We start from the raw sequence: 24,865 nt of genomic DNA, 5'->3' as shown, positions 1-24,865 counted from the left end.
TAGCCTGTTTATTTTTTAAAATCAACCATGTAACACACAGGATTTTCATATGAAATGCTCTTAGGATAAGATGAAAAAGGATTATCCTTTCGCACTCGCGTTCGATCCACGAACGGAACGGGCGGAGTTGCTTCTAGCCGTATTGCCAGATTTGGAGGCATTGCCTGAGGACGTATTTTCAAAACGTTTGCGCTCGGTACGCTCCATCTGCACAATCTGTCCCTCATGTACCACAATATGCAATGAACCAAATTCCATGTCATCCAGCTGTCCGGCAATTCGGTTTAACCATACCTCATCCACTTTTAACGGCTTAGCCACTTGAGCCGCCTCCTCTTCTCGGGCTAACACCCGTTATTCATCCTGTACGTACCTGTCATTTAAAGTATTGAATTATAATTCATTCTTATCCAACCTATATACTTGGTTTATACCATATCAGGGCTTCCAGCAGCTGTCAATTGATATTTTGATCCACACTATGCCTTTTCTGCAACTGCTTTATGACCAAGCCAGCTCTTGAGTAGCAACGTAGCTAAAGCCAAGATTAACAGTAGGGAAGCGACGGCAAATGAGGCCGAAAATTGATATTCGTTATACAAAATCTCGACATGAAGTGGCAAGGTATTGGTTTCTCCACGAATATGTCCGGATACAACCGACACTGCTCCAAATTCACCCATAGCACGTGCATTACACAGGATAATTCCGTAGAGAAGCCCCCATTTAATATTGGGTAATGTCACACTCCAGAAGATGCGCCACCCGGAGGCTCCAAGTGTTACAGCCGCTTCTTCTTCTCGCGTGCCTTGATCTTCCATCAACGGAATCAGCTCTCTCGCCACAAAAGGAAAGGTAATAAATAACGTCGCAATCACAATTCCCGGCAGTGCAAAAATGATTTTGATATCATGCTCTGCCAGCCACGGGCCAAACCATCCGTTTGAGCCAAACACCAGGACAAAGATCAAACCGCCAACGACAGGCGAGATGGAAAAGGGAAGATCAATCAGTGTGATGAGCAGTCCTTTACCTTTGAATTGGAACTTGGTGATGACCCAAGCCGCTGCCACGCCAAAGATCGTGTTGAGTGGAACAGTTATTGCGGCAACCAGCAGTGTCAGCTTCAGTGCAGACCAGGCATCCGGTTCCGTCAGCGCAGCGATGTAGACCCCCCAGCCTTGCTTCAACGCTTCCATAAGTACGATGACCAGTGGCAGGATCAGCAACCAGATCAGGACGAGACTCGCAAGTCCGATCAGTAGCCATTTTACCCAAGGTGCTTCTGTTGTGGCACGATTTGTACTGAGACCGGTTTTTACAGGTGGAACAGGACTAAGGGGAACAGAACCCGCCATATGTACACCCCCTTCGGTTTGGTGATTGCGCCACATTGTGGCAATGTAAATCCATCCGGGCCACCACGAATGGGCAAGCCGCACGGACAGAATGTGAAGTGATCAGGCACACTTCTGGCTCTACTATTGCTGCGATCACACTCTCCCGGCCTTCCGACTCCAGCGCTGGAGAGAGTTGATGATGAGCAGCAGGATAAATGAGATCAACAAGAGTAACAAGGCTACCGCTGTAGCCCCTGCATAATCAAACTGCTCCAGCTTGGACATGATGAGCAGCGGCGCGATTTCCGTTTTCATCGGCATATTGCCTGAAATAAATACGACCGATCCGTACTCACCAATGCCCCGTGCAAAAGCCAGCGCAAACCCCGTTAGCAGAGGGGGGACGAGATCCGGCAGCAAAACGGCACGGAATATCCGCCATCGCCCCGCACCCAGCGTCGCAGCTGCTTCTTCGACCTCAGCTTCAAGCTCTTCCAGCACTGGCTGTACCGTACGCACGACAAAAGGGATGCCGATAAACATAAGTGCGAGTGTAATTCCCACTTGAGAGTATGCCAGCTTGATGCCCAAAGGTTCTACAAATTGTCCGATCCATCCATTCCCGGCATAGATCGCTGTCAGAGCCACCCCGGCTACGGCCGTGGGTAGCGCAAACGGAAGATCAATAACCGCATCGAACAATCTCTTACCGGGGAATTCATACCGAACCAGCACCCAGGCCAGAAGAAGGCCCAGGAACAGATCAATGAGTGCCGCCGCACCAGCTGTCAGGAAACTGACCCGGAACGAAGTCAGCACCCTTGGATTGGTAGCCACCTCCACCATCGTTGCCCAGGTCAATCCCGTGGAGTTGAATAACAGTGCCGTCAGCGGAATCAGCACGACCAGACTCAGGTAAAGCACGCTGTACCCCATCGTTAATCCGAATCCCGGCAATGTCCGCCTTCCCCGGGCCTCGATAACCTTGCTCATGCCTATTCATCCTCTCTGCCGTCAGCCGGTTAGGCTGGTTGGCTGCGTACAGCGCAATTTATGCTTTGTTTGATTTACTTTGACTGGTTTGCTTTGATTAATTTCTTTACTCGCTTCGGATGCTGTTGCCCTGTTATTCTTAGCTACCCGGCACGTAGATCTGGTCAAAGATGCCGCCATCTTTGAAGTGTTTGGCCTGGGTATCCCGCCAAGTACCAAAGACATCTTTTAACGTAAACAGCTCCAGCTTCGGAAACTGATCTTTGAATTTTTCCTTTACACTATCCAGCGTAGGACGGTAGTAATTTTCGGCAGCAATCGTCTGGCCTTCTTCGCTATATAGGTATTTGAGATACGCATCTGCCACGTCGCGAGTGCCTTTTTTATCCGCATTTTTATCCACGATCGCTACAGGAGGTTCAGCCAAAATGCTGATAGAAGGCACGACAATGTCAAATTTGTCTGGCCCTAACTCTTTGACAGAAAGGAATGCCTCATTCTCCCAAGCCAGCAATACATCGCCAATGCCGCGTTCCACAAATGTCGTTGTCGCCCCACGAGCACCCGAGTCAAGCACAGGGGCATGTTTGAACAGCTCTGCCACGAACTGCTTAGCCTTCTCTTCGTCGTTGTTGTTATGCTTCAGCGCGTAACCCCAGGCCGCTAAATAGTTCCACCGTGCTCCGCCTGATGTCTTCGGATTCGGAGTAATGACCTGCGTATCTCCTTTGATCAGATCATCCCAATCCTTGATGCCTTTCGGATTGCCTTTGCGCACCAGAAATACAATCGTGGACGTGTATGGTGAACTGTTGTGCTCGTATTTGTCCTGCCAGCCTGCATTAATCAGACCTTTATCTTCAATCGCATCGATATCATAGCCCAGTGCCAGTGTAACCACATCTGCATCCAGTCCGTCAATGACGGAACGGCTCTGTTTACCCGAACCTCCGTGAGATTGTTTGATGGTCACTTCCTGGCCTTTCTCTTTCAGCCAATGGGCGGCAAATGCTTTGTTATATTCCTCATAAAGTTCCCTTGTCGGGTCATAGGAGACATTGAGCAGTTCAACTGCTTTGCTGCCTTCTTTATTCCCATCTGTCCCCGTTCCTGTTGCTGCGCCCGCTGCACTTGACCCGTCGTTATTTGATCCGCAAGCTGCCAGCACCCCCGTTAACACCAATGCCAGCCCCATCAGAATTCCTTTGTGAACTCTCTTTTTCATCATCTTACACTCCCCCCGATATAAACTTGCATGATCAACTACAGGTCGGCAGAACAGCGATACGCACCAGAAAAGAACAAAAAGACGGAGGAACCCCCTGCGCATTCTTCCCTTCATCAAGTCATACCGACCCCTAAAGTCGTGTATGCTTCATCGGTAAAATGCACTGCGGTGTTCCTCCGTCTATACGGTGAGAACGTTATGCTGTTCAAGTGTTTGCAGTCATTTTTATTATTCCTACCTGTTTAGTAAGTTATATACGTATAATAAAGGCAGTCTATATGACTGTCAAACGTTTTTTTTCCGTTTTTTACCGAAATACCGCAACATTGACTCCACTTCCCTCCCTCACCATAATATAAAATATGAGACCAACACACCGACCCCCCCTGTTACGTAAATCAGACGGATTCCGCCGGCAAAAACTAATGGTGCTACCCGAATCATTACTGATGGAAGCGGCTGCTTCCCCGGTGACATCGGGATTGTATGTTACGGATATTGGATATTTCCATGAAGCAGAGCATCATTATCGGGATCGCCCCGAAGGATGTGACTCCCACATTCTGATGTACTGCACGGAAGGCTCAGGCTGGTATGAACTGGAGCAGGGTAAAACCTGCAAGGTGCAACCGGGGAACCTGATTATTTTGCCCGCCCACGTTCCTCATATCTATGGTGCCAACACGGAAGAACCGTGGAGTATACACTGGTTTCACTTGCGCGGCGAACACGCCCATGCATATATCGAATCTTTGATCTCGCAGCAAATTACAACAATGCCACCTGCGAAGGCACAACGATGGCTGGAGCTTTTTCATGAGTGTTACGGCGCACTCGAAACCGGATATTCGCTGCAAACGATGACCTTTGCCTCACAGATTATTGGTTACATGCTGGGCTTGCTTGCTTACGGTTCCTATGCCTCTGCGACAGATAACGGAGTGATGACCAGCAAACAAGCAGCCGAGTATTCTGTACAGTATATGCTGGAGCACCTGGAGAGCGGGGTTACACTCAAGGAACTGGCAGCGCATGCCCGCTTGTCCGTGCCGCATTATTCCCAAGTGTTCAAACAGGTGACGGGTCATTCACCCATCGATTATTTCTTACGGCTCAAAATCCAGCATTCCTGCCGTTATCTTGATTTTACCGATTGGACAATCAAACAGATCAGCTCCGAGCTGGGGTTCAGTGACCCGTACTATTTTTCACGACTGTTCAGCAAAATGATGGGTCAATCCCCCACGGATTACCGGAACCAATCCAAAGGATAAATTTGTGGGAAATTCAGCAACCTTTTGAACAAAAGGGTCGTCTATAGGGGCAAATCACTTTAAAACAAAGGGATATGAACTTCCTGGAAAAGCGAGGCGACACCGAAATGAAGAAAAATATTATAGCAACTCTTACAGTAGGAGCCCTGCTTACACTCTCCTTAAGTGCGGGCCCTCTCCATGCTGCGCCGTCCAAATTTACGGATATTCAAGGTATTCCAGGTGCAGACAAAATCGAATCTCTCCATCAGAATGGATTAATTAAAGGGGTTAGCGATAACTTGTTCAAACCAGAAGAACAGCTGAGTACCGCTCAAGGCGTTCAATTGATCGTAGACGGACTGGACTTAAACCTGAATGCTATTCGTTTTATTAAAATGCCTGTGCCTAGTGATTATTTCTCTGCTGTAAAAGACGGTGTCTGGTACAGCGATGCTTTCATCCGCGCACAGTACAACAGTATCAAGCTTCCGCAAAATATTGATCCTTCCAAACCGCTCACTCGTGAGCAGTACACTCTGTTCCTCATGCAAGCGATTGAGGCCAAAGGTGGTCTGCCTATGATCAAAATCCAGCCGGTAGACATTGCGGACGAGAATGAGCTTACACCAGAGTACCAAGGTGCCGTACAACGTTCTCTGGTGCTGAAGATTAGCGCGCTGGATGCGGAAGGACAGTTCCATCCGAAACAAACCATTACTCGTGCTGAGGCTGCCGTGATGATGTACAATGCCATGGAGCACATGAAATCCTTCTTCACACCGCAAATCCCGGAAACACCGGAGAAGTAAATGGTATCTCAGGATAAAAGAATAGAATGGCAAACCCCGCATCTTTCTTCTTTAGAAAGTGCGGGGTTTTGTGTACAGCCTCAGTGCGATTCTAAGACACTTGGGGAAAACCTCTAAGAAAAACTGGTTTCCCAGGTCGGTTAAATCCGAGCTTCGTAGGATCAAATCTTCCTTCAGCGAGCCATCCTCCTGAAACGGATCTACAACAATTAACTGGTTTTCTACTAGAAATTGCGTACCGACGGTCTGTAAAAATAGCAAAAAAGCGAGTACTTTCCTCCAATAAGAGGATGTACTCGCTTAGAATATTACTGCCTATAATCCACGTTTAGATAGACTTAGAAAGAACCTTTTACAACCACTTCGGACAATGGGAAGCGACCTGATGGACGAGCTGGCTCAGCAGCTTTACCTACAGTAATCAGCAAAGTTGGTACAAAGCGTGCAGGGATGTTGAACGCTTCGATCAATTGTTGTGGGTTGTATCCGCCCATTGGGCAAGTGTCATAACCCAGGGAACGTGCTGCCAGCATAATGTTTTGGGAAGCAAAAGAAGCGTTGCGGATTGCTTCATCACGAGCGATTTGCGGGCTTTGGTAAGCACCGTTAATTTGACCCACCAACGCGTCACGAACTTCAGCAGGCAATGCGCCAGCTTCAACAGCTTGATCGTAGATGAATGTATTGCGGTTCGCTTCCAGATCACCAAGAACGGCAATCGTAACAGAACTGTCCACTACTTGAGTTTGTCCGTAAGCGATCGGGAGCAATTTTGCTTTGTCTGCTTCGGATTCAATCACGAGGAATCTCCAGTGTTGCAGGTTCCAGGAAGACGGGGCTTCAGAAGCTGCAGTCAAGATTGCGTTCAGGTCAGCCTCCGGCAATACAAAACCTTTTTCATACTTTTTAACTGCGTGGCGTTCGCTAATGACGCTAAGTGTTTCATTTTTTTCAGTAACGGACATGTGTTCCACTCCTTAGTTCTGTTTGGAATATTATATTTTTACGTTCGCAAAGCACGCCTTGAAAGCCATTCCGCCCCAAGCACAGGCCTTCCGAAAATAACATCAGCGCAGACGAACGCTCCCCATCTGTGTTCACGTTATGCCCGGAATTACCCAACTTTCAACCTCTTTTACACCGGAGCATACGTATCTCTTACACTTCTCTCCCATGAGCCATGACAGCACCCATTCAGATCTTCTCTTTGGTAGATACCCCTTCCATCGGAAAAGGTCCTTCTCCACGCTCAATGCTTTGCATCACATCAAGGATGGATATGCGGTCGAAATAAGCGCTCAGCGCTTCTTCCCCTCCATCGTATATAGCCCCCATCACACCCTGCATATTAGAGGAAACTTTACACGGTGAACCCGATTCACCTGAACACCAGCTTGGCCCGAGCGAACCTCCAGCAACTAGTCTGTACACTTCTCCAAGCTTGATCTCTTCACTTGGTCGACTAAGCAAGTATCCCCCATGAGCACCTTCTTTGGTCGTCAAGTAACCATGTTTGCGCAGAACACTCAGTACCTTGCGGACTCTGGCCGGATGTGTGCCCACACTTTGAGACAGGTCTTCACTGTTGGCCATACACTCGCTTCTCATCGATAGAAAAACAAGACAATGCACCGCAATGGTAAATTCGCTGTTCATAACTTACTCCCTTCCCGGCATACAACACCGATGAAATTCATTCCAAGGTAAGTATAACTGTCATTATATGAATAACAGTTATGTTTGTCAACACTTGCTACTGAACGTCATTTGATCTTAGATTTCCCTGTTATATCAATACTTACACTCTCTTGGTAATCTGCCGAACGCTGATTCAAAACGGTTGTTGAAAACGTTCTATGCATAAAAAAGTGAGCCTTTCGCTTCGCGAAGGGCTCCAATAAGATAGACATATGAAAGGGCTTACGTGATTATTATAATCGCTAATCTTCATTTTGAAAACGCTTTTTTTGTAAAGTTTGATTTTAAGCTGATTCAGGATTTATCCGGTTATGATGAAAATTTATATTGCATAAACTAATGTCATTAGTTATATTACTAACACCATTAGTTTTAGGAGGATTTTCGATGCGGATCACCCGTGAATTCGATGTTTACCAAGTCACCTTTCTTCCCTGTAAATGTCTATCTTGTTGAAGAGGAACAAGGCCTGACCCTGATTGATACAGGCATGCCATTCAGTCTCAAAGGTATTCTGGAGACAGCCGCTTCCTTGGGGAAACCCATCACCACCATCATCCTGACCCATGCCCATTCGGATCACGTTGGGGCGCTTGATGGTCTCAAGGATGCGCTCCCCGATGCTGAGGTATGCATCTCCAGCCGAGATGCCAAGCTGTTAACCGGGGACATATCGCTGTTGCCGTACGAGCCGCAGACCCCGGTACGCGGCAGTGTGCCCAAAGGCATCCGTACGCAGCCGGATCGCCTGCTCGAAGATAGCGACCAGATTGGATCGCTGGTCGCTATTGCTTCTCCAGGCCATACGCCTGGGCATATGGCCTTCATGGATACACGCAGCCGAGTGTTGATCGCCGGCGATGCGTATCAAGTGCGCGGGGGCCTCGCCGTGTCCGGCCGCGTGCGCCCGCTCTTCCCGTTCCCTGCGCTGGCCACGTGGAATCGCGAAGCGGCACTAGCCAGCGGGATGCGTCTGGCGGAGCTGGAGCCGTCCGTGCTGGCCGTTGGCCACGGACGAATGCTCCGCCAGCCCGCGGCGGCCATGCGCGCGGCAGCCGCTGATGCTCAGCAGCGACTGCAACCAGCCGGGGGGCAGCGATGAGCCCCCGGCAAGGTCTGGATCGCGGCGCGTTGCTTGACGCTGCGATTCAGATCGTGGACAGCGACGGCTTTGAGGCGCTGACCCTGGCCGCTCTTGCGAAGCGGCTGGATGTGCGCTCGCCGTCGCTCTATAACCACATCAGCGGGCTCCCCGGGCTTCGCCAGGAACTGGCGCTGATGTCAGTGCAACAGCTTGGCCTTGCCGTAAACGAGGCTACGGCGGATCGCACCGGCGACGAGGCCATTCAAGCCATCGCCGCTGCTTATATAGGCTTCGTTCGCCAGCATCCCGGGCTCTACGAAGCCTCATACCATGCGCCCGACCTGAATGAACCGCAGCTCGCGGCATGCAAAACAGCTCTGCTGGACATGCTGCTGCATACCCTGCAGCCATACCCCCTCACCGAAGCGCAAGCATTGCATGCTGTTCGTGGATTACGCAGCCTCTGCCATGGTTTTGCCTCCATAGAGGCACAGGGCGGCTTCGGCATGGATTTCAGTCCGGACGATAGCCTGCGTCTGACCGTATCCGCTTTTCTCCACGGGCTGCGCCACCTGTCCGAAGACATATAAATGAGGACAAAGCTAAGTTTCCTAAATATCCGAGCAAGAGAAAACCGCCGAGACACTCGTAAGCAACCGAAGGAAGGATGATACTTTCGGAAGCTGAGCTACACCAAGTAATAGAAGTCTGTCTAATCAAACGAACTAAGTTTCCCGCACCGCTTGTAGCTCCTGGCTCACGCGGTGCCCCTCTTCATGCGAAGCATGCCTACAACTAAGCTAACCTCCGTCGCCTGATCCGTTGAATCTGTCCGACCTACTACAATTTCCTCTCAACAAAGTGAGACTTCCATGCGTCTGCCAGAATTCTAACGATCACCAGAGAGCTTACATGCCCGATAAACAGCCTTTTGGAATTCTAACGATCACCAGAGACGCTATTCTCTCAAAAAACGGTTAGAAACCATATAACAGACCGAGAATTCACAAAATAAGGTTTCTCCTGATCGTTAGAATTAAAAGAAGCAGAAAATGCGGCAAATAAGCTTCCTGGTGATCGTTAGCCTACATAGCTTGTGCCCAGGAACAGGAGCAGGAGGTTAATAAGTTTAGATACACCATCCCACGCCTGTCCATCTGTTGCAGTAATCCCTTCTTAGTGCAGCCATTAGTACATCTGTTAGTACATCTGCTTAATTTCCTCCTTATTCGAATAAACGACAACTCAGCGGGAACAATACTAGAGCGTGTCTTGAAACCTACTGAAGTGCATCTTTCCCCCTTTCCGCCCCCTGCTACGTCACTTTCCCTTGACGTGTCCCGATACGCCTGCGGGAAACTTCCTTGCTTGGAATGAACATTCGGCAAAATCAGCTTTCTTCAGAGTTTTCAGACACTTCTTACATATTTTCCGAATAAAAAACGATCAACATTGCCTGCATTTTTAAAAGATATGTATTCTATCGATTTCCTGTGTTTGTGCTATAATAGGAACTGAAAAATCAGGTCTTTTTGTATCTTATCCGGTTGAACGGATTACATATCATTGTAGAAAGAGGGCGTTTACGTGGCTCAAATCTCTCCGTACTATCTTCAAATCGGGGCGACTGTTGGCATGCTTGTCATGGCCTTACTTGCCATCTTCATTCGTATGAAAGCCAGCCACCGGCCGGTCACCATCCGTAAAATTATTATTCCGCCGCTCGGCATGAGCACAGGCTTTTTTATGTTTGTTGTACCGGAGACCCATGTTCCATGGTTATGGGCATTCATCGCTCTGCTGGTCGGCTGGTTTATTTTCTCGTATCCTCTCATTCGCAGCACCAAGTTTGAACGCGTAGGAGAAGAGATTTTTGCCACACGTTCCCGCAGCTTTGCCTTCATTTTGCTAGGACTTCTGGCTGTACGCCTGATTCTGCATGAAGTTATCCAGCGATATGTCAGCATTCCGCAAACAGGCGGCCTGTTCTTCCTGCTGGCGTTCGGTATGATTGTGCGCTGGCGTGTATATATGTACAAACACTACAAGGAAGTGCTCGCTGTTCAGAACTAAACGGTAGCTAAAATCTCCCGGCACTACCCTGATTTTTATAGGTCTAGAGCAATAAGAAATTAGACAATCAAGGTATTAAGCATTTACCAATCACATTGATCACATCAACTTATCGATAACATCAATCGACATCAACATCATTTTAAAAAGACACGTTCAACACACCATCAAAAGGTGCCAAGAACGTGTCTTTTGCTTGCAGGCTGCAACGACTTAATCAGAACTGTTATGCGGAAGTCGCTTTAATCGTTGGAATGAATGTACTCATCCATCAACCCAAGTTTACTCGCTCAATCCATCTATTCAGGGTCTGCAACCTTCACTAGCTGCTTGCCCAGATTATCTCCAGAGAAGAGTCCAATGAAAGCTTCCGGCGTCCGTTCGAAGCCGTCCACAATATTTTCTTCATACTGCAGCTTGCCTTCCTGAATCCACTTAGCAAGCTTAGCACGTCCTTCCTTGAAAGACTTCGTGTAGTCGCCCAGCAGAAAACCTTTCATCAGCGCCGTGTTCGTTAGCAGCAGTGTTTGTGGACGCATGCCGATATCCGGTTTCTCCAGATTATAAGACGAGATCTGTCCGCACAGCGGAATACGGGCATTCCGATTGATATGACGCAGTACAGCATCCGAGATATCGCCGCCAACATTGTCGAAGTATACGTCGACTCCGTCAGGACAAGCCTTTTCAATCGCTGCCGACATATCTTGCTCCGTCTTATAGTTCAGCACAACGTCGAAACCAAGCTTTTCTTTCAGATAGGTACATTTATCGTCAGAACCTGCGATACCAACCACACGCGCACCGACGATTTTACCGATCTGACCTGCGATCATCCCCACAGCTCCTGCCGCGCCAGAGACCACAACGGTCTCTCCATCTTTGGGTTTGCCGATATCCTCCATGCCGAAATACGCGGTCAAACCTGTCAGACCCAATGCACCGAGATAAGCTGTAATTGGAGCCTCGTCCGAATCAATCAGCGACAGATCCGTCGTATTGACCGCAGCATATTGCTGCCAGCCCCACATCCCCGTCACCAGATCACCTTTGCGTAAATTGGGCTCGGATGATTCCACAACCTGCCCGATCGCTCCTCCCTTAATGACTTCATTCAGGGCGTACGGCGGTGCATAGGATTTCGTATCTTTCATTCGTCCCCGCATGTACGGATCGACCGACAAATATAATGTACGAACCAGCACTTGCCCAGCTTCCGGTTCAGGTAGCGATGCCTCAACGAATTCAAAATTCTCTTTGGATGGAGCCCCTTCAGGACGGGACGCCAGTACGATCTGTTTATTTACACTCATTAAAATAACCTCCTGATTCCCAGTGGCTCCAAGGTCAGCCCTTGTCATCTGCAGTAACACAGGCACACCACTGGCTCTATGTTGATCTTCATAATAGTTTAAACCGAAACAGGCGGATCACAAACGTGGGCCGCCCGGAAATATACAAATTTCGTCACATTATAGCTCTAAACCAACCTTACAGCACAGTGAAAATGAATTAGCCAATAGTGAAATGACACAATCTTTTCATTCTGGGCGAATAGCCTTACATCTGTGTGTAGTCCACCCATCTGAATCCCTACCCCATCTTATTGCGCAGTCAGAATGACCGGTCCATCGGCTGTAATGGCAATGGTATGTTCATACTGAGCGGACAGACTTCCATCCAAAGTGCGTGCAGTCCAACCATCCGAATCCAGCTTGCTGCGGAATGTTCCGATATTCAACATCGGTTCAATGGTGATGACCATGCCCTCTTTAAGCCGCGGACCGCGATGCGGTGGGCCGTAGTGAGGAACCTGCGGCTCTTCGTGCATCTTCTCTCCAATACCGTGTCCAATAAATTCACGAACCACGGACAGTCCTTCTCCTTCAGCATACGTTTGAATGGCATGCGAGATGTCTCCGATCCGGTTACCGACAATAGCAAGCTCAATGCCTTTGTATAGAGAGTTTTTCGTCACGTCTAACAAATGTTGCGCTTCAGGACTTACATTTCCGACTGCATAAGACCAAGCCGAGTCCGCCAGCCATCCATCCAAATTCACGACCATGTCGATGGTAACGATATCGCCGTCTTTCAGCACGTATTTTCCCGGAAAACCGTGACAGATCACGTCATTAACCGACGCACATGTCGCATAAGGGTACCCGTTGTAGCCCTTTTGCTCCGGTATAGCTCCATTTTTCTTCATAAATGCCTCTGCAAACTGGTCAATCTCCTGTGTTGTGATTCCCGGACGAATCAGTTTTGCAATTTCTCTATGGCACGCAGCCAGAATTTCTCCAGCTCTTCTCATTTGTTCAATCTGTTCTTTCGTCTTTATCATGATCATGCCAACTACTCCTTGTCCGTTATGATCTTATCCTGTCTTCTATTGTAACGCGAAACGCTCAAAATAAAAAATTCCGATAACTGAGGCAACATCCTATTATACGCCAAGCTGTGAATGAATGAGTATTTTTTTCTCCAAAAACACGAAACCCCTCTTGGGCAAGCCACGTATTAGCATAAAAATAACTGAAAACGAAAGGATGAACGACTCATGTTTAAGAAACTCATAGGCAAACTCATCGACTCCAAGTCCTCATCTCAACACAAACGTTACAGTTCTTCCAATAGACGTTCCTATAAAAAATACAGCAGTTCCTCTGGCAAACGCGGCTACAAGCGCTATTCCTCATCTGATATGAAGTACAGGGATCAGCGCCATGGATCAGGATATTACAAAAGCAGAAAGTATAGCTCCAGCTAAACGATTGAATCTGATATGACTCTACGTCGGTCCCGAATTCGCTCTCGCTTGAACCTGACTCTTTACCACCAGATATAACAAAGGGGTGTTCCATCGATACCGTACACACGGCCTTCGGAACACCCCTGCTTTTTAGTTTATAACACTTCTACTCCGCTCTTCTGCTTCTACAGCAACGGTCTCAACCGATCCATCTCACGCTGCAACTCTCCTGCCCCGCCCTCATAACCCGGACGAAGCCCGAGAAGCCGCTCCAGCATCTCATGCAGTGCAGGCGTAAGCTGGAGCTCTTCCTGCCAGCTGGCAGGTGCGCTACCCTTCTGAGGCTCATAGGCCGAATACAGCATGAAAAGCAGAAAGTGACCAATATCCTGCAAATCCTGATCAGGTATAGCCGGTTCATCCTCAGGCTCAGGCACATCTTTCATTCGGCGTTTTAACTCTGGCAACAACGGCTCCCCCAAGCGTCTTGCCAGGCCAAAATCAATTAAATGTACTCGTCCCTCTCGTACAATGACGTTAGGGATTCGCACGTCGCCATGAATGAATCCCTGCTGATGTACATGAGCTATCGGAACTAGTAGCTGACAAGCGAGTTCCACGCATTCACGCTCTGTATATTGCTGACCTTCTTCGAAGATCAATTGTTCCAGCGTCTGTCCCCGGACATACTCTGTCACCATATAATTCCGTCTTCGCACGTTAAAGGTATCCAAAAGCTTAGGGATTGCTGGATGATGCAAATGCTGTAACACATCCGCTTCCCTGCTCAGCAGCCGCGCAGCAAGTCTGCCCTTACTCGGCTTCGATTCCTTCAACGCGACTTCCCTTCCCGTCTGCTGATCCACGCACAGATAGGTCAGTCCGTAACTCCCCATGCCTAGAAGCTCCCGTATCACATAACGATCCCCTATGATTATTCCTTGCCGCCCAGGACGGTCTGCAAATAATCCGATCAATCTTTGCCAGCTTCTCCCCAGCTCCACGTTGCCTCCCACGCCAGCTATCTGATGCCTGATCCGGTTTCCTGTCCTGTCATGAGAAACGGCTGATCAGCGGCTGGACTTCATGTTGTATTGGAGCTAATTATAGCAGGCTGTATATGTGAAATCACGATCATCCATAATGCAGATTCATTTAAGCTTCTTTATGTTTCTTTGGCATCAAACCAAACAACATACGGAGTGAAGTGATTTTGGACTTTCGTTTTCGCCCCTGATAGCTGCGCAAATTGGTCACGAGTTCGCGATCTCGTTCTTCCTCCAGTTTTTCGTTCATCCACTGACGTTGCTTCTCCATCTGTTCCTGGAGCGCAAGATGAGTCTCCGCCAGATGCTGGAGTGTCAGTTCCAGTTCATCCACCCGGTGCTGTAACACCTGCACGCGATCGTCCTCTTCCGGCTTGGGCTCAACCGCACCGTAGGTAACCTCACTTACAAGCTGGCCGAGTCCTTCATAAGATCTCAATTGACCGTACTGATCCACTTCCAACGGCGGTAATGGATTAGATCCAGATAAGACCGTACTGGTTGCAGCACACTCCTGCTCTGTATGCTCACGTATGGCTTGGACAGACTGCTGTTCTGTTTTCCCTTCTGCCGGGGATAGCACCGTAACCACTGCATCAGCCAGCGGCAGGTTATGCTCTCTAAGCTCCGTCATCAGACGTTCAATGCACTCGATATCATCGGATTTGAACAATCTGGATTTATTCGCAGAACGTTCGAAACGATATCCCTGCTCCTCAAGTGCTGCCGCATATTTACGAAGAGTACTGGCACCTATACCCAGGCTCTTGGCCGTTTCCGTCGTTGCTCCTACTTCTTCAATCATCATGAATTCCCTCCCGGTATGAAGTCTTTTTGGCTTGCAAAATCACGACTTTAGCGCTCCTGCAACGAACTGTCATCGGATCGGGTGACCTTTCTCTTGCACAACCATGGACTGTGAACATGAAACCTTAAACAATCCTAAAACAACCTTCTACATGTGACCCGCCAGTGCTTCTCTCTTGCATGTCGGTAAGTATTCGTCAATCTGCTTGCAGAACCCTTTGACGGTTTAGTTCTGTTTCTGGGGATTCATAAGAACTTTTGTCAGGTATATATTCCGCATAAAAGCCCCTCCATCCGACAAGCTACAGGAATGCTGTCGTGTCGAAAACGGTACATGCAAATGCCGTCTAAATTTCGGAATGCATCGAATTGATGTCAATTTTGTTAACTCCATTACTCCAATACGCTCCCGCGACAGAGGGAATCATTGCTGTATTGCTTTTTCATGTGTTATCTTATGTAACGTAGAATTGAATTTCAGCATAAAATAAAGCACTATACTTAACATAATAATAATCAAGTAATGGATAAATCCAATGTAAACGGAGGCTGAAGGCAGTGTTAGGCAAATCAGGGAAAGTGGCGGTCATCGGGGCAGGTCTTGTAGGTTCAAGTTGTGCATATTCGATGATCAATCAATCGATATGCAGGGAGATTATGATGGTCGATCGGACGTATGACCGTGCGGTAGCACAGGCACTCGATTTTTCCCATTGCATGGACTTTACACACAATCGAACGAAAGTATACGCAGGAACGTATGCCGATTGCGGCAGTATGGATGTCATCATTTTGACCGCTGGAGCCAATCCGAAGCCTGGACAGACAAGACTCGACGTTCTGGAGGAAGCAGAGTCTATTGCCAAAGATATCGTAGTTCCGATCATGAACAGTGGTTTTAACGGAATCTTCGTTGTCGCAGCCAACCCCGTGGACATTGTTACGTATATGGTATGGAAATTGTCCGGTTTGCCGCGTGAGCGTGTCATCGGGACGGGAACCTCGATCGACTCTTCACGGCTCAAAACACTGCTATCCGAGGTATTCTCCATCGACCCGCGCAGCGTACACGGCTACGCACTCGGTGAGCACGGCGAGTCCCAATTCGTAGCCTGGTCCCATGTTACCATTGGTGGCAAGCCTATTCTGCACATTTTGGATCAACACAAGGAACGGTTCAAACATCTGGATCTGGACGATATTGCTAAAAAAACGAAGGATGCGGGCTGGGAAATTTTCACTCGCAAAGGTTCAACCCAGTTTGGCATTGGGAATGCACTTGCCCATATTACTCGCTCCATCCTGAATGACGAGCATAAAATCATCGCTGTATCCGCGATTCTTGATGGCGAATATGGACAGCGGAATGTTTGTGCAGGAGTCCCTGCAATCATTGGGGAGGGCGGTATTCAAGAGATTATCGAATTAAATCTCGATCAAGCGGAGATTGAGAAATTCGAGCGCTCCTGTGAAATTTTATCCGGTAATATTAACCGCCTGACCATCGCCTAAGCCTTCGTAAATTCTGAGTAGGAACAGGTCTACACTGCGAGCTTGTTGCAAAATAGAACAAAAAAAACAACCTTCATTTCACCACACTGTGGACATGAAGGTTGTTCTGCTACACTATCTTTTTAATCCGTTGGGCTCAATCCAATGATCCACATATGAATCTCTACTTAACTAGGCCCAATCCGCGGCTCATCAGACGGTCCCCATTGCTGGAGGACCCGCTTCAGTTCACTTAGCATCACCGGCTTGCTGATAAAGTCCCGCATGCCGATCTCCAGACAGGCCTCTTTATCTTCCCGCCTCGAATTGCCCGTAACGGCAATAATCGGGGGAATCCGATCCTCAGGAATTAACCGATGCAACAGATTCGTGGCTTTCAGACCGTCCATTACAGGCATATGGATATCCATCAGAACAATATCATAGGCATTCTGCGAGATGGCATCAATCGCTTCTACTCCATTCGTGCACACATCGGCCTCATAGCCCAGTTTCTCCAAATATTCCTGTAAAATCTTCCGGTTGACCGGATGATCTTCTGCTACGAGAATACGCATAGCCACCTTGTCACTTTGACGTGTACGGTCATGCTGGAACTCACTTGCTGACTTTTCACCTGATGCTTCAACTCGCGTCGTCGGAATAGCAAACCGGAAAACGGAGCCTTCTCCTTCCGTACTCTCCACACTGATGCTTCCACCCATAATCTCAACAAGTCTCTTGGAGATCACCAGCCCAAGTCCTGTTCCGCCGTATTTGCGGTTAATTACTGGATGTAGTTGAGAGAACGACTGGAACAACTGATCCTGCTTGTCCGCAGGAATACCAATCCCCGTATCTTGCACAGCAAAATCCAGTACACTATCCTCAGGTTTACTTCCTTTAATGATATCCACCGTGACATCGATACTTCCCTGATCTGTGAATTTCAGCGCGTTGCCAACGAGGTTCACCAGAATCTGCCTTATTCGCATCGAATCCCCCGCCATATAATCAGGAATATTCGGGTTCAGACGAAAACGAATATCCAGATGTTTCTCGTCTGCTCGTGGCTTGAACAGCTCCGCAACCTGCTCCAGCATCTTGCGGAGCGAGAACGGCTCGTAGGCCAGGGCCATTTTACCAGACTCCAGCTTACTGAAGTCCAGAATATCATTCAGGATGTTCAGCAATGCATCGCCGCTCTCTTGAATAATCTGGGCGTACTCTCGCTGCTCCTCTGACAAGTCTGTACCCACCAATAGCTCAGTCATTCCTACAATGCCGTTCATCGGTGTCCGGATTTCGTGACTGACGAGAGACAGGAACTCGGACTTGGCTTGTGCAGCGAGCTCAGCCGTTTCCTTGGCGCGAACAATTTCACGTTCACCGGTAACGTCATTAAAAACAACGACCGCACCACGAATCTGACCCTCATCAATAATCGGAGTTACTTGATACTGTACAAGGAAACTACTGCCGTCTTTTCTCCAGAACACGTCCTCCGTCACTGAACGCGCATGTCCATCGAGCACCGTCATGTGAATCGGACATTCTTCTTTCGGAAAATAACTTCCGTCTGCACGCGTGTGATGGATAATCGGGTGTGAACTTTTACCAATGAATTCATGAGCTTCATAACCGAACATGGATGCCGCAGCCGGATTCATGAACATGGTAATGCCATCCGCATCGAGACCGTAGATTCCTTCGGTAACGGTATTGAGGATCAACTCATGCTGCTTGCTCAGCTCCTGAATACGCTCCGTGTACTCCTTGCGCTCCGTTATATCTGATACTATACCGTAGACACCAACTACTTCGTTATCTATAATAATCGGCACATTCGTTACCGAAACTTCGATCTTCCGGCCACTGGAATTTACAACACGAGTCTCATAGTATTGAGGCTTCCCCTGCTTCACGAGCTCAAATCCAGTTTCCCCCTTCTGCAGTTCTCGTTTATCCAGGTTCGACAGAAAGGACTGCCCGATGAGTTTGCTACGCGGAATATCAAGCATTTGCACCATATTGCTGTTCACAGCACTATAATTCCCTTCCAGATCGAGGGAGTATACCGCAGCTGGATTATATTCAAACAATGACTTGTACCGCTCACGGCTTTCGCGAAGACGTCTGTCAGCATCTTTCTGCTGGGTAATATCCCTGCTAATGCTCACAATTTGCGTTATTTTGCCATGTTCCCCGGTCACGGGCTTCGCCAATGTCTCCATCCAGATGTAATGCCCATCTTTGTGTAACACTCTCATCTTGCAGCCATGACCAATATTAGAAATGAGCAAAGGGTCCGGATAATCTCCCGGGTAACAGTAGGATTTAAACGATTTCCCTGCGACTTCCTCCGGCTCATAACCAAGCAGTGCACGAACAGATGGAGAGACATACAAGAGTTCACCATCTATAGCACAGGTTGTAATCAGATCTTGCGCATGTTCGGCCAATACCTGATATTTCTCTTGAGTCTGTTGCAGTTCCTGTTCGATGATTACTTTATCCGTCACATCCTTGGCAATACCATAGATGCCGACGACATCATCACCTTCTGTAATCGGTATATAGGTCACCTGTGCATGTTTCACAGAGCCATCTTTATGATAAAAAGCCATCGCTTCGCTGACTGAACGTCCAGCCAGAACATCTTCGATGAATTGCACTCTTCTATTTTCACTCTCAGGCGGGCTGATGCGATCCCGACTCACCCCTGCAAGCTCTTCAATCTTGTAGCCAGATAACCGTTCAAACGAAGGGTTAGCATCGATGTGATTCCCTTTAATGTCCATCACATAGATGGCATCCGGGTGGTTAAAAAACAATGATCGGTAAGAGCTACCCTCAGAAATAATTCGTTTCAGGGTTTCCGTTTTATTATGATCCAAAGGCCTACCCCTCTTTTCTCAGCCAAAATCTTCTTTCTTCATCACATTACATATGCGCCATTTTCGGCTGTAACAGTCTTACCCTCGAATAACCATGTTCGCCTGACTAGAAACAGCTTTTTTTATTTTACCAGATTCTCGTCTCATTTTGCTTATCAAATAGGATGAAATTCACATCAATAGGCATGAAAAAGATGGGATTTGCCCTTTATCGCATAATATAAAAAAAAACTGAGACTGTCTGCATACCAACTCTTTGGATGCACAGCCTCAGGAAAGGTTCATTTGTTATTCTCATCGAACGTATACTTTATACTTCCTTCTTCGAAAAATAAATCATGCCCATCGCAATGAATAACACGGCGCTGCCACCAACTACGGCTAGAAGTGTGCCGAGCGGAACATTGAACGCACCGAACCCTGTTCCCTCAATGGGAAGCATCAGAATCATCGGCTGTGCCCATGGATAATACGGGCCATACGTTGCGGAGTTTGCAACCAGAATGTTAGGTATCGTTAGCGCGAAGTTCAGGGCAAGCGGCGCGGCGAAACTGCTCCAGATCAGAGACACAAACATCTGTAATGCCGCCAATGGGATACAAGCCAGAAGTCCAAGCAACATTTTACTGACAAGGAATCCCCAAGGTACCGGTGATGCCATCCCATGGATTAATCCTGTCAAAACGATACTTCCGAATAGAAGTAACTGTGTACCAGCGAGGAGCAGTAACACCATTGTGAATTTGCCTAAATACACACCTGTACGTGTAAGTGGCAGAACCAAGAGCTGTTTCCATCCACCCCCTGCATGTTCAAAACGGCAGACAAATGAGGTGAACACCCCTGTCAGCATCGGTAACAAAAGCATACCGTGAATCATCACCATGGCTGACATCAATGCAATCCAATCGCCCGATGGGGAAGAGAGCAGACCGATGAGCAGTGCGATCAAGGGACTGATTAGAACCAAAAGCGAGATTGGCGATTTGGCCATTTTCAAACGTTCCGCAGATAAGATACGAAAATAGGTTGTAGCAAAATTCATATCAGGCCACATCCTTCCGACTGAAGTGCATCATGCCTATCAGCAAAATGAGGATTCCTAAACATGCACCCATTGCTGCGTATAAGTAAGCGTTAGGCGCACTCCAAGCCATCTGTGCCCAAGCAAGTGGAAAATGTGGAGAAATGCTGAGTGAAAACATACCGGTAATCGCAAGAATAATGCCGAATGTAACCGGTAGCGCCTGATTTTTGGATACCAGCGTAAACCATAATTCAATGGACAATACAGGCAGTGCGCCAGCTAGCGGCATAAGCCCCAGCTTCAGTGCCTGTGCCCACGGTATATCTTTGGCATCGAAACCAAGCACAAGTCCCAGTCCAACAACCCCCGCCGTTAGCAACAAACATGAGATCATTAGTAGCACACAGGCCAGCAGAAACTTTGCAAGATAAACGGCTGGCCTTTTAATTGGCATCGCCAGAAGTTGCTTCCACGACCCCTGCTCATGCTCTATTCCGGCGATCATCGAACTCAAAATGGTTGCGCCCAGCATTAAAGCCAGCGGCACAAAAACAACCACGTTTCCCAGCAGACCTCCCCACAAATTATCGGCATACTGCTCTTTCAGATAATCCAGCCGTAATCCGAAATTCAGAGCCTGCATGGCCGTCAAGCCGATTGGGGCCAGAAACACCAGAAACCAGATGCCTTTGCCACGAATTTTAAGCCAGTCGGCTGATAATGCACGTCCTGTCATAGGGAAGCCCCCTCGCCAATGACACGCATGAAGAGATCCTCCAAAGACTGTCTCTGTTCTTCGACCCGGTATACATCATGATCCTGTTCAATCAATCGGCGTACCAGCAGTGCGACTGCGCTGTTATCCATGTAGGGGAAGGTAAGCTCAGCACCCTGTCTCTGACCAAATTGCCCCTGCTCACGAGCAAGCTTCATGGCTGCCTCCGGTTCAGACACCGTGAGCCTGATTGAGCTGCCTGTCTGACTATGGAGACTCGCCATCGTGTCCTGCATCACCATTTTGCCATCTCTTATAATACCGACACGACTCGCCATCTGCTCCACTTCACTCAGCAAGTGACTGGATACAAGAACGGTGATGCCATGCTCCAGCGGCATACGTTTGATGAGTTCCCGAATCTCCTGAATCCCCGCGGGGTCAAGTCCGTTCGTTGGCTCATCCAAAATAAGCAGCTCCGGTTCACCGAGTAGCGCGCTGGCAATGCCCAAACGCTGTTTCATGCCGAGGGAATACCCTTTTACATTTCGTTTAGCATCTTTTGTCAGATCAACAATAGATAACACTTCCGCAATCCTTGACTTGGGTACATTGATAATGCGGCGCAGTACCTCAAGATTCTCTACCGCATTCAGATGACCGTAATAGGAGGGGTACTCCACCAGAGAACCTACACGCCGTAAAATGTCCATACGGTCCTTGCGAATATCTTTGTCGAAGACCCGGATGACACCTTTGGTCGGTTTAATCAATCCAAGAAGCATGCGGATCGTTGTTGTTTTGCCGGCACCGTTAGGACCAAGGAAGCCGTAGATATCTCCTTTTTTAATATGAAGGTCAAGTTCACGAACCGCTGCACGGTCCTTATATGTTTTCCATAAATTCGCTGTTTGAATAATATTTTCGCTCATTCATTATCACCTCGGAACTATCGTAACCCTCCAAGGTTAAAGCCAGCGTACATCCAAGTTTAAGTTTAGTTTAAAAAGAAACCTCTTCTGCCTGCGTTCAAACTTCCCGATCAATCCCTTAGCCGCTGTATAGATAGGTACGGACACCCGCATCTGAGCTATCTACCCGCTTCCGCAAGCCCATCTCACGAATCAGCAGATCGACAATGGATAAGCCAAGTCCTGTGCCCTTCGTACCCGAATCCGGCTGAATTCCCGGTCCGCGATCCTCGATCACTACGGCAGTTCGACCCTGAATCTGCTCCGTGGAAATGCGAATATATTTTCCGCTTGCCGCATGACGAACTACATTTTGAAACAAATTATCCAGCACACGCCGCAGCCCTTGCGCATCTACATCCCAGATTAACGGAGTTTCAGGCAGGTCAATATCGATCTCAAACTCTTCCTTCTCCCACACCGGATACCAGGAAGCAGCAGCTTCCCTTATCATACGCAGTGCATCTTTCTGCTCCAGTTTTAAAGTATATCTTCCACTAGTCAGCAGATTATACGTGAGCAAATTGTCGATCAGTTCACCAAGATCCTGTATCTTGCCTTCCATTCGACTCAGTGCCCGCACGCCTTGATCACTTAGGTTTTCTTTATTCAGTGCATGCATATGCCCGCGAATTACCGTAAGCGGTGTTCTCAGGTCATGGGATAACCCTGCCACAAGCCGTTTGCGAAGTTGCTCCTCTTCCCGTTCACGCTGAAGGCTATCCGTTAACTGATGTACCATCTGGTTAAAGGATTCCTCCAAATGTCCAATCTCATCCGATCTCTTAATGTCCACTGGAAGTGGTATACCCTCCTTGCCCGGGGTAACCATAGCAGATTGCAAGTGAATCAGTCGTTTGCGAATTTTGGCGAAGAACAGAACGGACATCACAATAAAGATCACAAACACAATCAGCATCACTGCCCCGAAATAGATGAATTCTAATACCCCGTTATTGGTGATGTTTTGAATGAGCTCACGAGGGACTTCAATCACCATAAACCCTTGTCCCTTATTCACATTTACTCCGCCAATAAAAGAAACCACGGTTAGAGGATCGCGATACAAGGCTTCCTTCATGAACTGAACCGTATCATTTGGTGTCCATCTTGCCGGGATTCGGGTCTCTGCTTTTTCTCCAGTTGCGAGCGACCACTTCAGAATGACGTCTGTATTTAAAGACGCCGGCTCCCCTTCCGAGGTGACTGAAGGATGCAATGATTTAGACTTCAGTACATCCGCCTCTTCACCGCCAAGCACTATCTTCGTTCGGCCTGCCGCATCTACACGATACATAGCCGATTTAGGGTATTTCTCCTGCAGTTCTTTCATCCGTTTATCTATGATTTGGTCAGAAGCCCCGCCCAGCTTTTTGGATTCCATAGCCCACAGTTCGGTAATTTGGTCAGCGTTTCCGTAAGGTGCTTCTTCACTAGAGCTTACGTTATTGATGACTACAATAAAAACCGTTGCTACCATCGGTACCACAACAGGTACAAACAGAAAAGCTGCCAGAATCAGTAGCATGTATCTGGACATCAGTGATCGCCCAAACTTTATTTTGGGACGGATAGGCTGTCCTGTTTCACTGCCTCTGTTCTGTTCAGACTTCCTTGCCTTCCGTTCTCTATACCATCTGATCATGGCTTCTTCACACGATAGCCAACACCGCGTACTGTCTGAATAATGACAGGATTGGCCGGATCAATCTCCAGCTTCTCGCGCAGATGCCGAATGTGCACCATCAACGTTTTGTCCCCATCCAGATAAGACTCGTTCCACACCGCTTCATAGATCTGCTCTTTGGTGCGAATCATGCCCATATGCCGAAGCAAATAAGCGAAGATGTGGAACTGTTTACCGGATAAAATAATCTCTTCCCCCGTCTGCTCATTCACGATCCGGTTATCCTGCTCATAAATCGACAGATGATCCAGCTTAAGTACCGCTTCACTTGAACCTACTTTGCCTGCTTTCCGCAGTTGAACCTCAATTCGCGCTGCAAGCTCGTCCGGATGAAAAGGTTTGGTCACATAGTCATCGGCAAAATCAAGCCCATGCAACTTGTCATCAATGGATGTTCTGGCCGAGAGCATAACGATGGGCACAGCAGGATATTCTTTTTTTAATCGCTGGCCTACCGTGAATCCGTCGAGCCCTGGCAGCATGACATCCAGAATGACTAGGGAGCAGTCTGCCACAGCCTCGGTGGCCCCTTCACCGCTCCCAAGCCAGACGACCTCATATCCACGCTCCTCCAGATCTTCTCTCACCCATGTTGCAATTTCCGTATCATCCTCAATGTATAACAGTTTGTTTTTCATCTATGTACTCGTTTCCTTTCCGTTCCCTTTGGGTTAATGATATATCTGGGCGGCAATGCTTATCTTTATGATTTTTGGCTTTAAATTTTGAATGGGGCGAACCTCCCCGCGAGTTTAAATGCAAGCCTGGTTGCACAAGCTACAATGTCCGTTGCCTAGGCCTCAGTACATTCCATGTCGCTCGTTTAGAGCCTGCCCTCTCTTTTCATACCCTCATTATAACGCAATCTGCAGTCACGTAATATGAAGCTATATCTTTCAGCAATAATGTCTACATATCACCTGTATTACTGTACTACTAGCATATTTAATCGAATTTAAATGAATTGGTCTCTGCTTACTTCATTCATATC

21 protein-coding genes and 1 pseudogene are annotated in these 24,865 nt (G+C 48.0%); 6 read left to right on the top strand and 16 right to left on the bottom strand.

Translation table 11 applies throughout. The annotated features are described in order from the left end of the window. Positions 1 to 81: 81 nt before the first annotated feature. From MHI38_RS18935 to MHI38_RS18920, 4 genes are all read right to left on the bottom strand, one after another. Entirely contained in the window at positions 82 to 321 is a 240-nt protein-coding gene (locus MHI38_RS18935) for a YezD family protein (RefSeq protein WP_090918685.1), read from the bottom strand. A gap of 158 nt (positions 322 to 479) precedes the next feature. Further along, positions 480 to 1,358: a sulfate ABC transporter permease subunit CysW gene (cysW, locus tag MHI38_RS18930; RefSeq protein ID WP_154891401.1), complete on the bottom strand. Its 879-nt coding sequence runs from the start codon at positions 1,356 to 1,358 to the stop codon at positions 480 to 482. 135 nt (positions 1,359 to 1,493) lie between these two features. Continuing rightward, a complete protein-coding gene (gene cysT / locus MHI38_RS18925; RefSeq protein ID WP_154891402.1) occupies positions 1,494 to 2,333 on the bottom strand; it encodes a sulfate ABC transporter permease subunit CysT in 840 nt (279 codons plus the stop codon). Between the two features lie 139 nt (positions 2,334 to 2,472). Further along, positions 2,473 to 3,558, bottom strand: a complete 1,086-nt coding sequence (locus MHI38_RS18920; protein ID WP_154891473.1) for a sulfate ABC transporter substrate-binding protein — start codon at positions 3,556 to 3,558, stop codon at positions 2,473 to 2,475. A gap of 428 nt (positions 3,559 to 3,986) precedes the next feature. Between MHI38_RS18920 and MHI38_RS18915 the strand changes: the two genes are divergently transcribed. Continuing rightward, a complete protein-coding gene (locus tag MHI38_RS18915; protein WP_186809801.1) occupies positions 3,987 to 4,835 on the top strand; it encodes an AraC family transcriptional regulator in 849 nt (282 codons plus the stop codon). 107 nt (positions 4,836 to 4,942) lie between these two features. After that, complete coding sequence (locus MHI38_RS18910) at positions 4,943 to 5,626, top strand: S-layer homology domain-containing protein (RefSeq protein WP_154891404.1); 684 nt, start codon at positions 4,943 to 4,945, stop codon at positions 5,624 to 5,626. A gap of 338 nt (positions 5,627 to 5,964) precedes the next feature. Here the strand turns inward: MHI38_RS18910 and MHI38_RS18905 are convergent, their stop codons facing one another. Together MHI38_RS18905 and MHI38_RS18900 are read right to left on the bottom strand one after the other, a co-directional pair. Then, a complete protein-coding gene (locus tag MHI38_RS18905; protein ID WP_090918698.1) occupies positions 5,965 to 6,591 on the bottom strand; it encodes a nitroreductase family protein in 627 nt (208 codons plus the stop codon). A gap of 229 nt (positions 6,592 to 6,820) precedes the next feature. After that, positions 6,821 to 7,282: an RrF2 family transcriptional regulator gene (locus tag MHI38_RS18900; protein WP_090918700.1), complete on the bottom strand. Its 462-nt coding sequence runs from the start codon at positions 7,280 to 7,282 to the stop codon at positions 6,821 to 6,823. Between the two features lie 429 nt (positions 7,283 to 7,711). Here MHI38_RS18900 and MHI38_RS18895 point away from each other — a divergent pair. The 3 genes and pseudogenes from MHI38_RS18895 to MHI38_RS18885 all read left to right on the top strand — a co-directional run bounded on the left by MHI38_RS18895 (position 7,712) and on the right by MHI38_RS18885 (position 10,481). Next, a pseudogene (locus tag MHI38_RS18895) lies at positions 7,712 to 8,426 on the top strand (MBL fold metallo-hydrolase). Then, positions 8,423 to 8,998, top strand: coding sequence for a TetR/AcrR family transcriptional regulator (locus tag MHI38_RS18890; RefSeq protein ID WP_090918704.1), 576 nt, complete (start codon positions 8,423 to 8,425; stop codon positions 8,996 to 8,998). Before MHI38_RS18895 ends, MHI38_RS18890 begins: the two are co-directional and overlap by 4 nt. A gap of 997 nt (positions 8,999 to 9,995) precedes the next feature. Continuing rightward, the gene (locus MHI38_RS18885) at positions 9,996 to 10,481 is read left to right on the top strand and encodes a CcdC family protein (RefSeq protein WP_186809802.1); all 486 of its coding nucleotides are present in this window, start codon (positions 9,996 to 9,998) and stop codon (positions 10,479 to 10,481) included. 299 nt (positions 10,482 to 10,780) lie between these two features. Here MHI38_RS18885 and MHI38_RS18880 read toward each other — a convergent pair whose 3' ends face one another. The 4 genes from MHI38_RS18880 to MHI38_RS18865 form a co-directional block, all read right to left on the bottom strand. Beyond that, positions 10,781 to 11,794 carry an NADP-dependent oxidoreductase gene (locus tag MHI38_RS18880; RefSeq protein ID WP_090918707.1) on the bottom strand — a complete coding sequence of 338 codons (1,014 nt, stop codon included), beginning with the start codon at positions 11,792 to 11,794 and terminating at the stop codon, positions 10,781 to 10,783. A gap of 290 nt (positions 11,795 to 12,084) precedes the next feature. Beyond that, the gene (gene map / locus MHI38_RS18875) at positions 12,085 to 12,831 is read right to left on the bottom strand and encodes a type I methionyl aminopeptidase (RefSeq protein WP_090918710.1); all 747 of its coding nucleotides are present in this window, start codon (positions 12,829 to 12,831) and stop codon (positions 12,085 to 12,087) included. A gap of 587 nt (positions 12,832 to 13,418) precedes the next feature. Next, positions 13,419 to 14,249 carry a serine/threonine protein kinase gene (locus MHI38_RS18870; RefSeq protein ID WP_261769527.1) on the bottom strand — a complete coding sequence of 277 codons (831 nt, stop codon included), beginning with the start codon at positions 14,247 to 14,249 and terminating at the stop codon, positions 13,419 to 13,421. Between the two features lie 139 nt (positions 14,250 to 14,388). After that, on the bottom strand, positions 14,389 to 15,084 hold the full coding sequence (locus tag MHI38_RS18865) for a hypothetical protein (protein WP_186809803.1): 696 nt from the start codon (positions 15,082 to 15,084) through the stop codon (positions 14,389 to 14,391). Between the two features lie 560 nt (positions 15,085 to 15,644). Between MHI38_RS18865 and MHI38_RS18860 the strand changes: the two genes are divergently transcribed. Beyond that, positions 15,645 to 16,598 carry an L-lactate dehydrogenase gene (locus MHI38_RS18860; protein WP_154891411.1) on the top strand — a complete coding sequence of 318 codons (954 nt, stop codon included), beginning with the start codon at positions 15,645 to 15,647 and terminating at the stop codon, positions 16,596 to 16,598. A gap of 167 nt (positions 16,599 to 16,765) precedes the next feature. Here MHI38_RS18860 and MHI38_RS18855 read toward each other — a convergent pair whose 3' ends face one another. The 6 genes from MHI38_RS18855 to MHI38_RS18830 form a co-directional block, all read right to left on the bottom strand. Beyond that, positions 16,766 to 19,474 (bottom strand): PAS domain-containing hybrid sensor histidine kinase/response regulator, encoded by a 2,709-nt coding sequence (locus tag MHI38_RS18855; protein ID WP_253498235.1) that lies wholly within the window; start codon positions 19,472 to 19,474, stop codon positions 16,766 to 16,768. Between the two features lie 310 nt (positions 19,475 to 19,784). After that, positions 19,785 to 20,519: an ABC transporter permease gene (locus MHI38_RS18850; RefSeq protein ID WP_253498238.1), complete on the bottom strand. Its 735-nt coding sequence runs from the start codon at positions 20,517 to 20,519 to the stop codon at positions 19,785 to 19,787. Position 20,520: 1 nt separating this feature from the next. Continuing rightward, positions 20,521 to 21,237, bottom strand: a complete 717-nt coding sequence (locus MHI38_RS18845) for an ABC transporter permease (protein ID WP_154960034.1) — start codon at positions 21,235 to 21,237, stop codon at positions 20,521 to 20,523. Beyond that, the gene (locus MHI38_RS18840) at positions 21,234 to 22,148 is read right to left on the bottom strand and encodes an ABC transporter ATP-binding protein (protein WP_090918727.1); all 915 of its coding nucleotides are present in this window, start codon (positions 22,146 to 22,148) and stop codon (positions 21,234 to 21,236) included. The genes MHI38_RS18845 and MHI38_RS18840 overlap by 4 nt, the downstream gene beginning before the upstream one ends. 118 nt (positions 22,149 to 22,266) lie before the next feature. After that, positions 22,267 to 23,832, bottom strand: a complete 1,566-nt coding sequence (locus MHI38_RS18835; RefSeq protein ID WP_341181525.1) for a sensor histidine kinase — start codon at positions 23,830 to 23,832, stop codon at positions 22,267 to 22,269. Further along, complete coding sequence (locus MHI38_RS18830) at positions 23,829 to 24,512, bottom strand: response regulator transcription factor (RefSeq protein WP_154891416.1); 684 nt, start codon at positions 24,510 to 24,512, stop codon at positions 23,829 to 23,831. The genes MHI38_RS18835 and MHI38_RS18830 overlap by 4 nt, the downstream gene beginning before the upstream one ends. Positions 24,513 to 24,865 lie beyond the last annotated feature (353 nt).

The sequence above is a fragment of the Paenibacillus sp. FSL K6-1558 genome (assembly GCF_038002565.1).
Taxonomy (GTDB): domain Bacteria; phylum Bacillota; class Bacilli; order Paenibacillales; family Paenibacillaceae; genus Paenibacillus; species Paenibacillus polysaccharolyticus.
The sequence above is the reverse complement of the archived record's forward strand: the minus strand, read 5'-3'. Positions and strand labels throughout refer to the sequence as shown.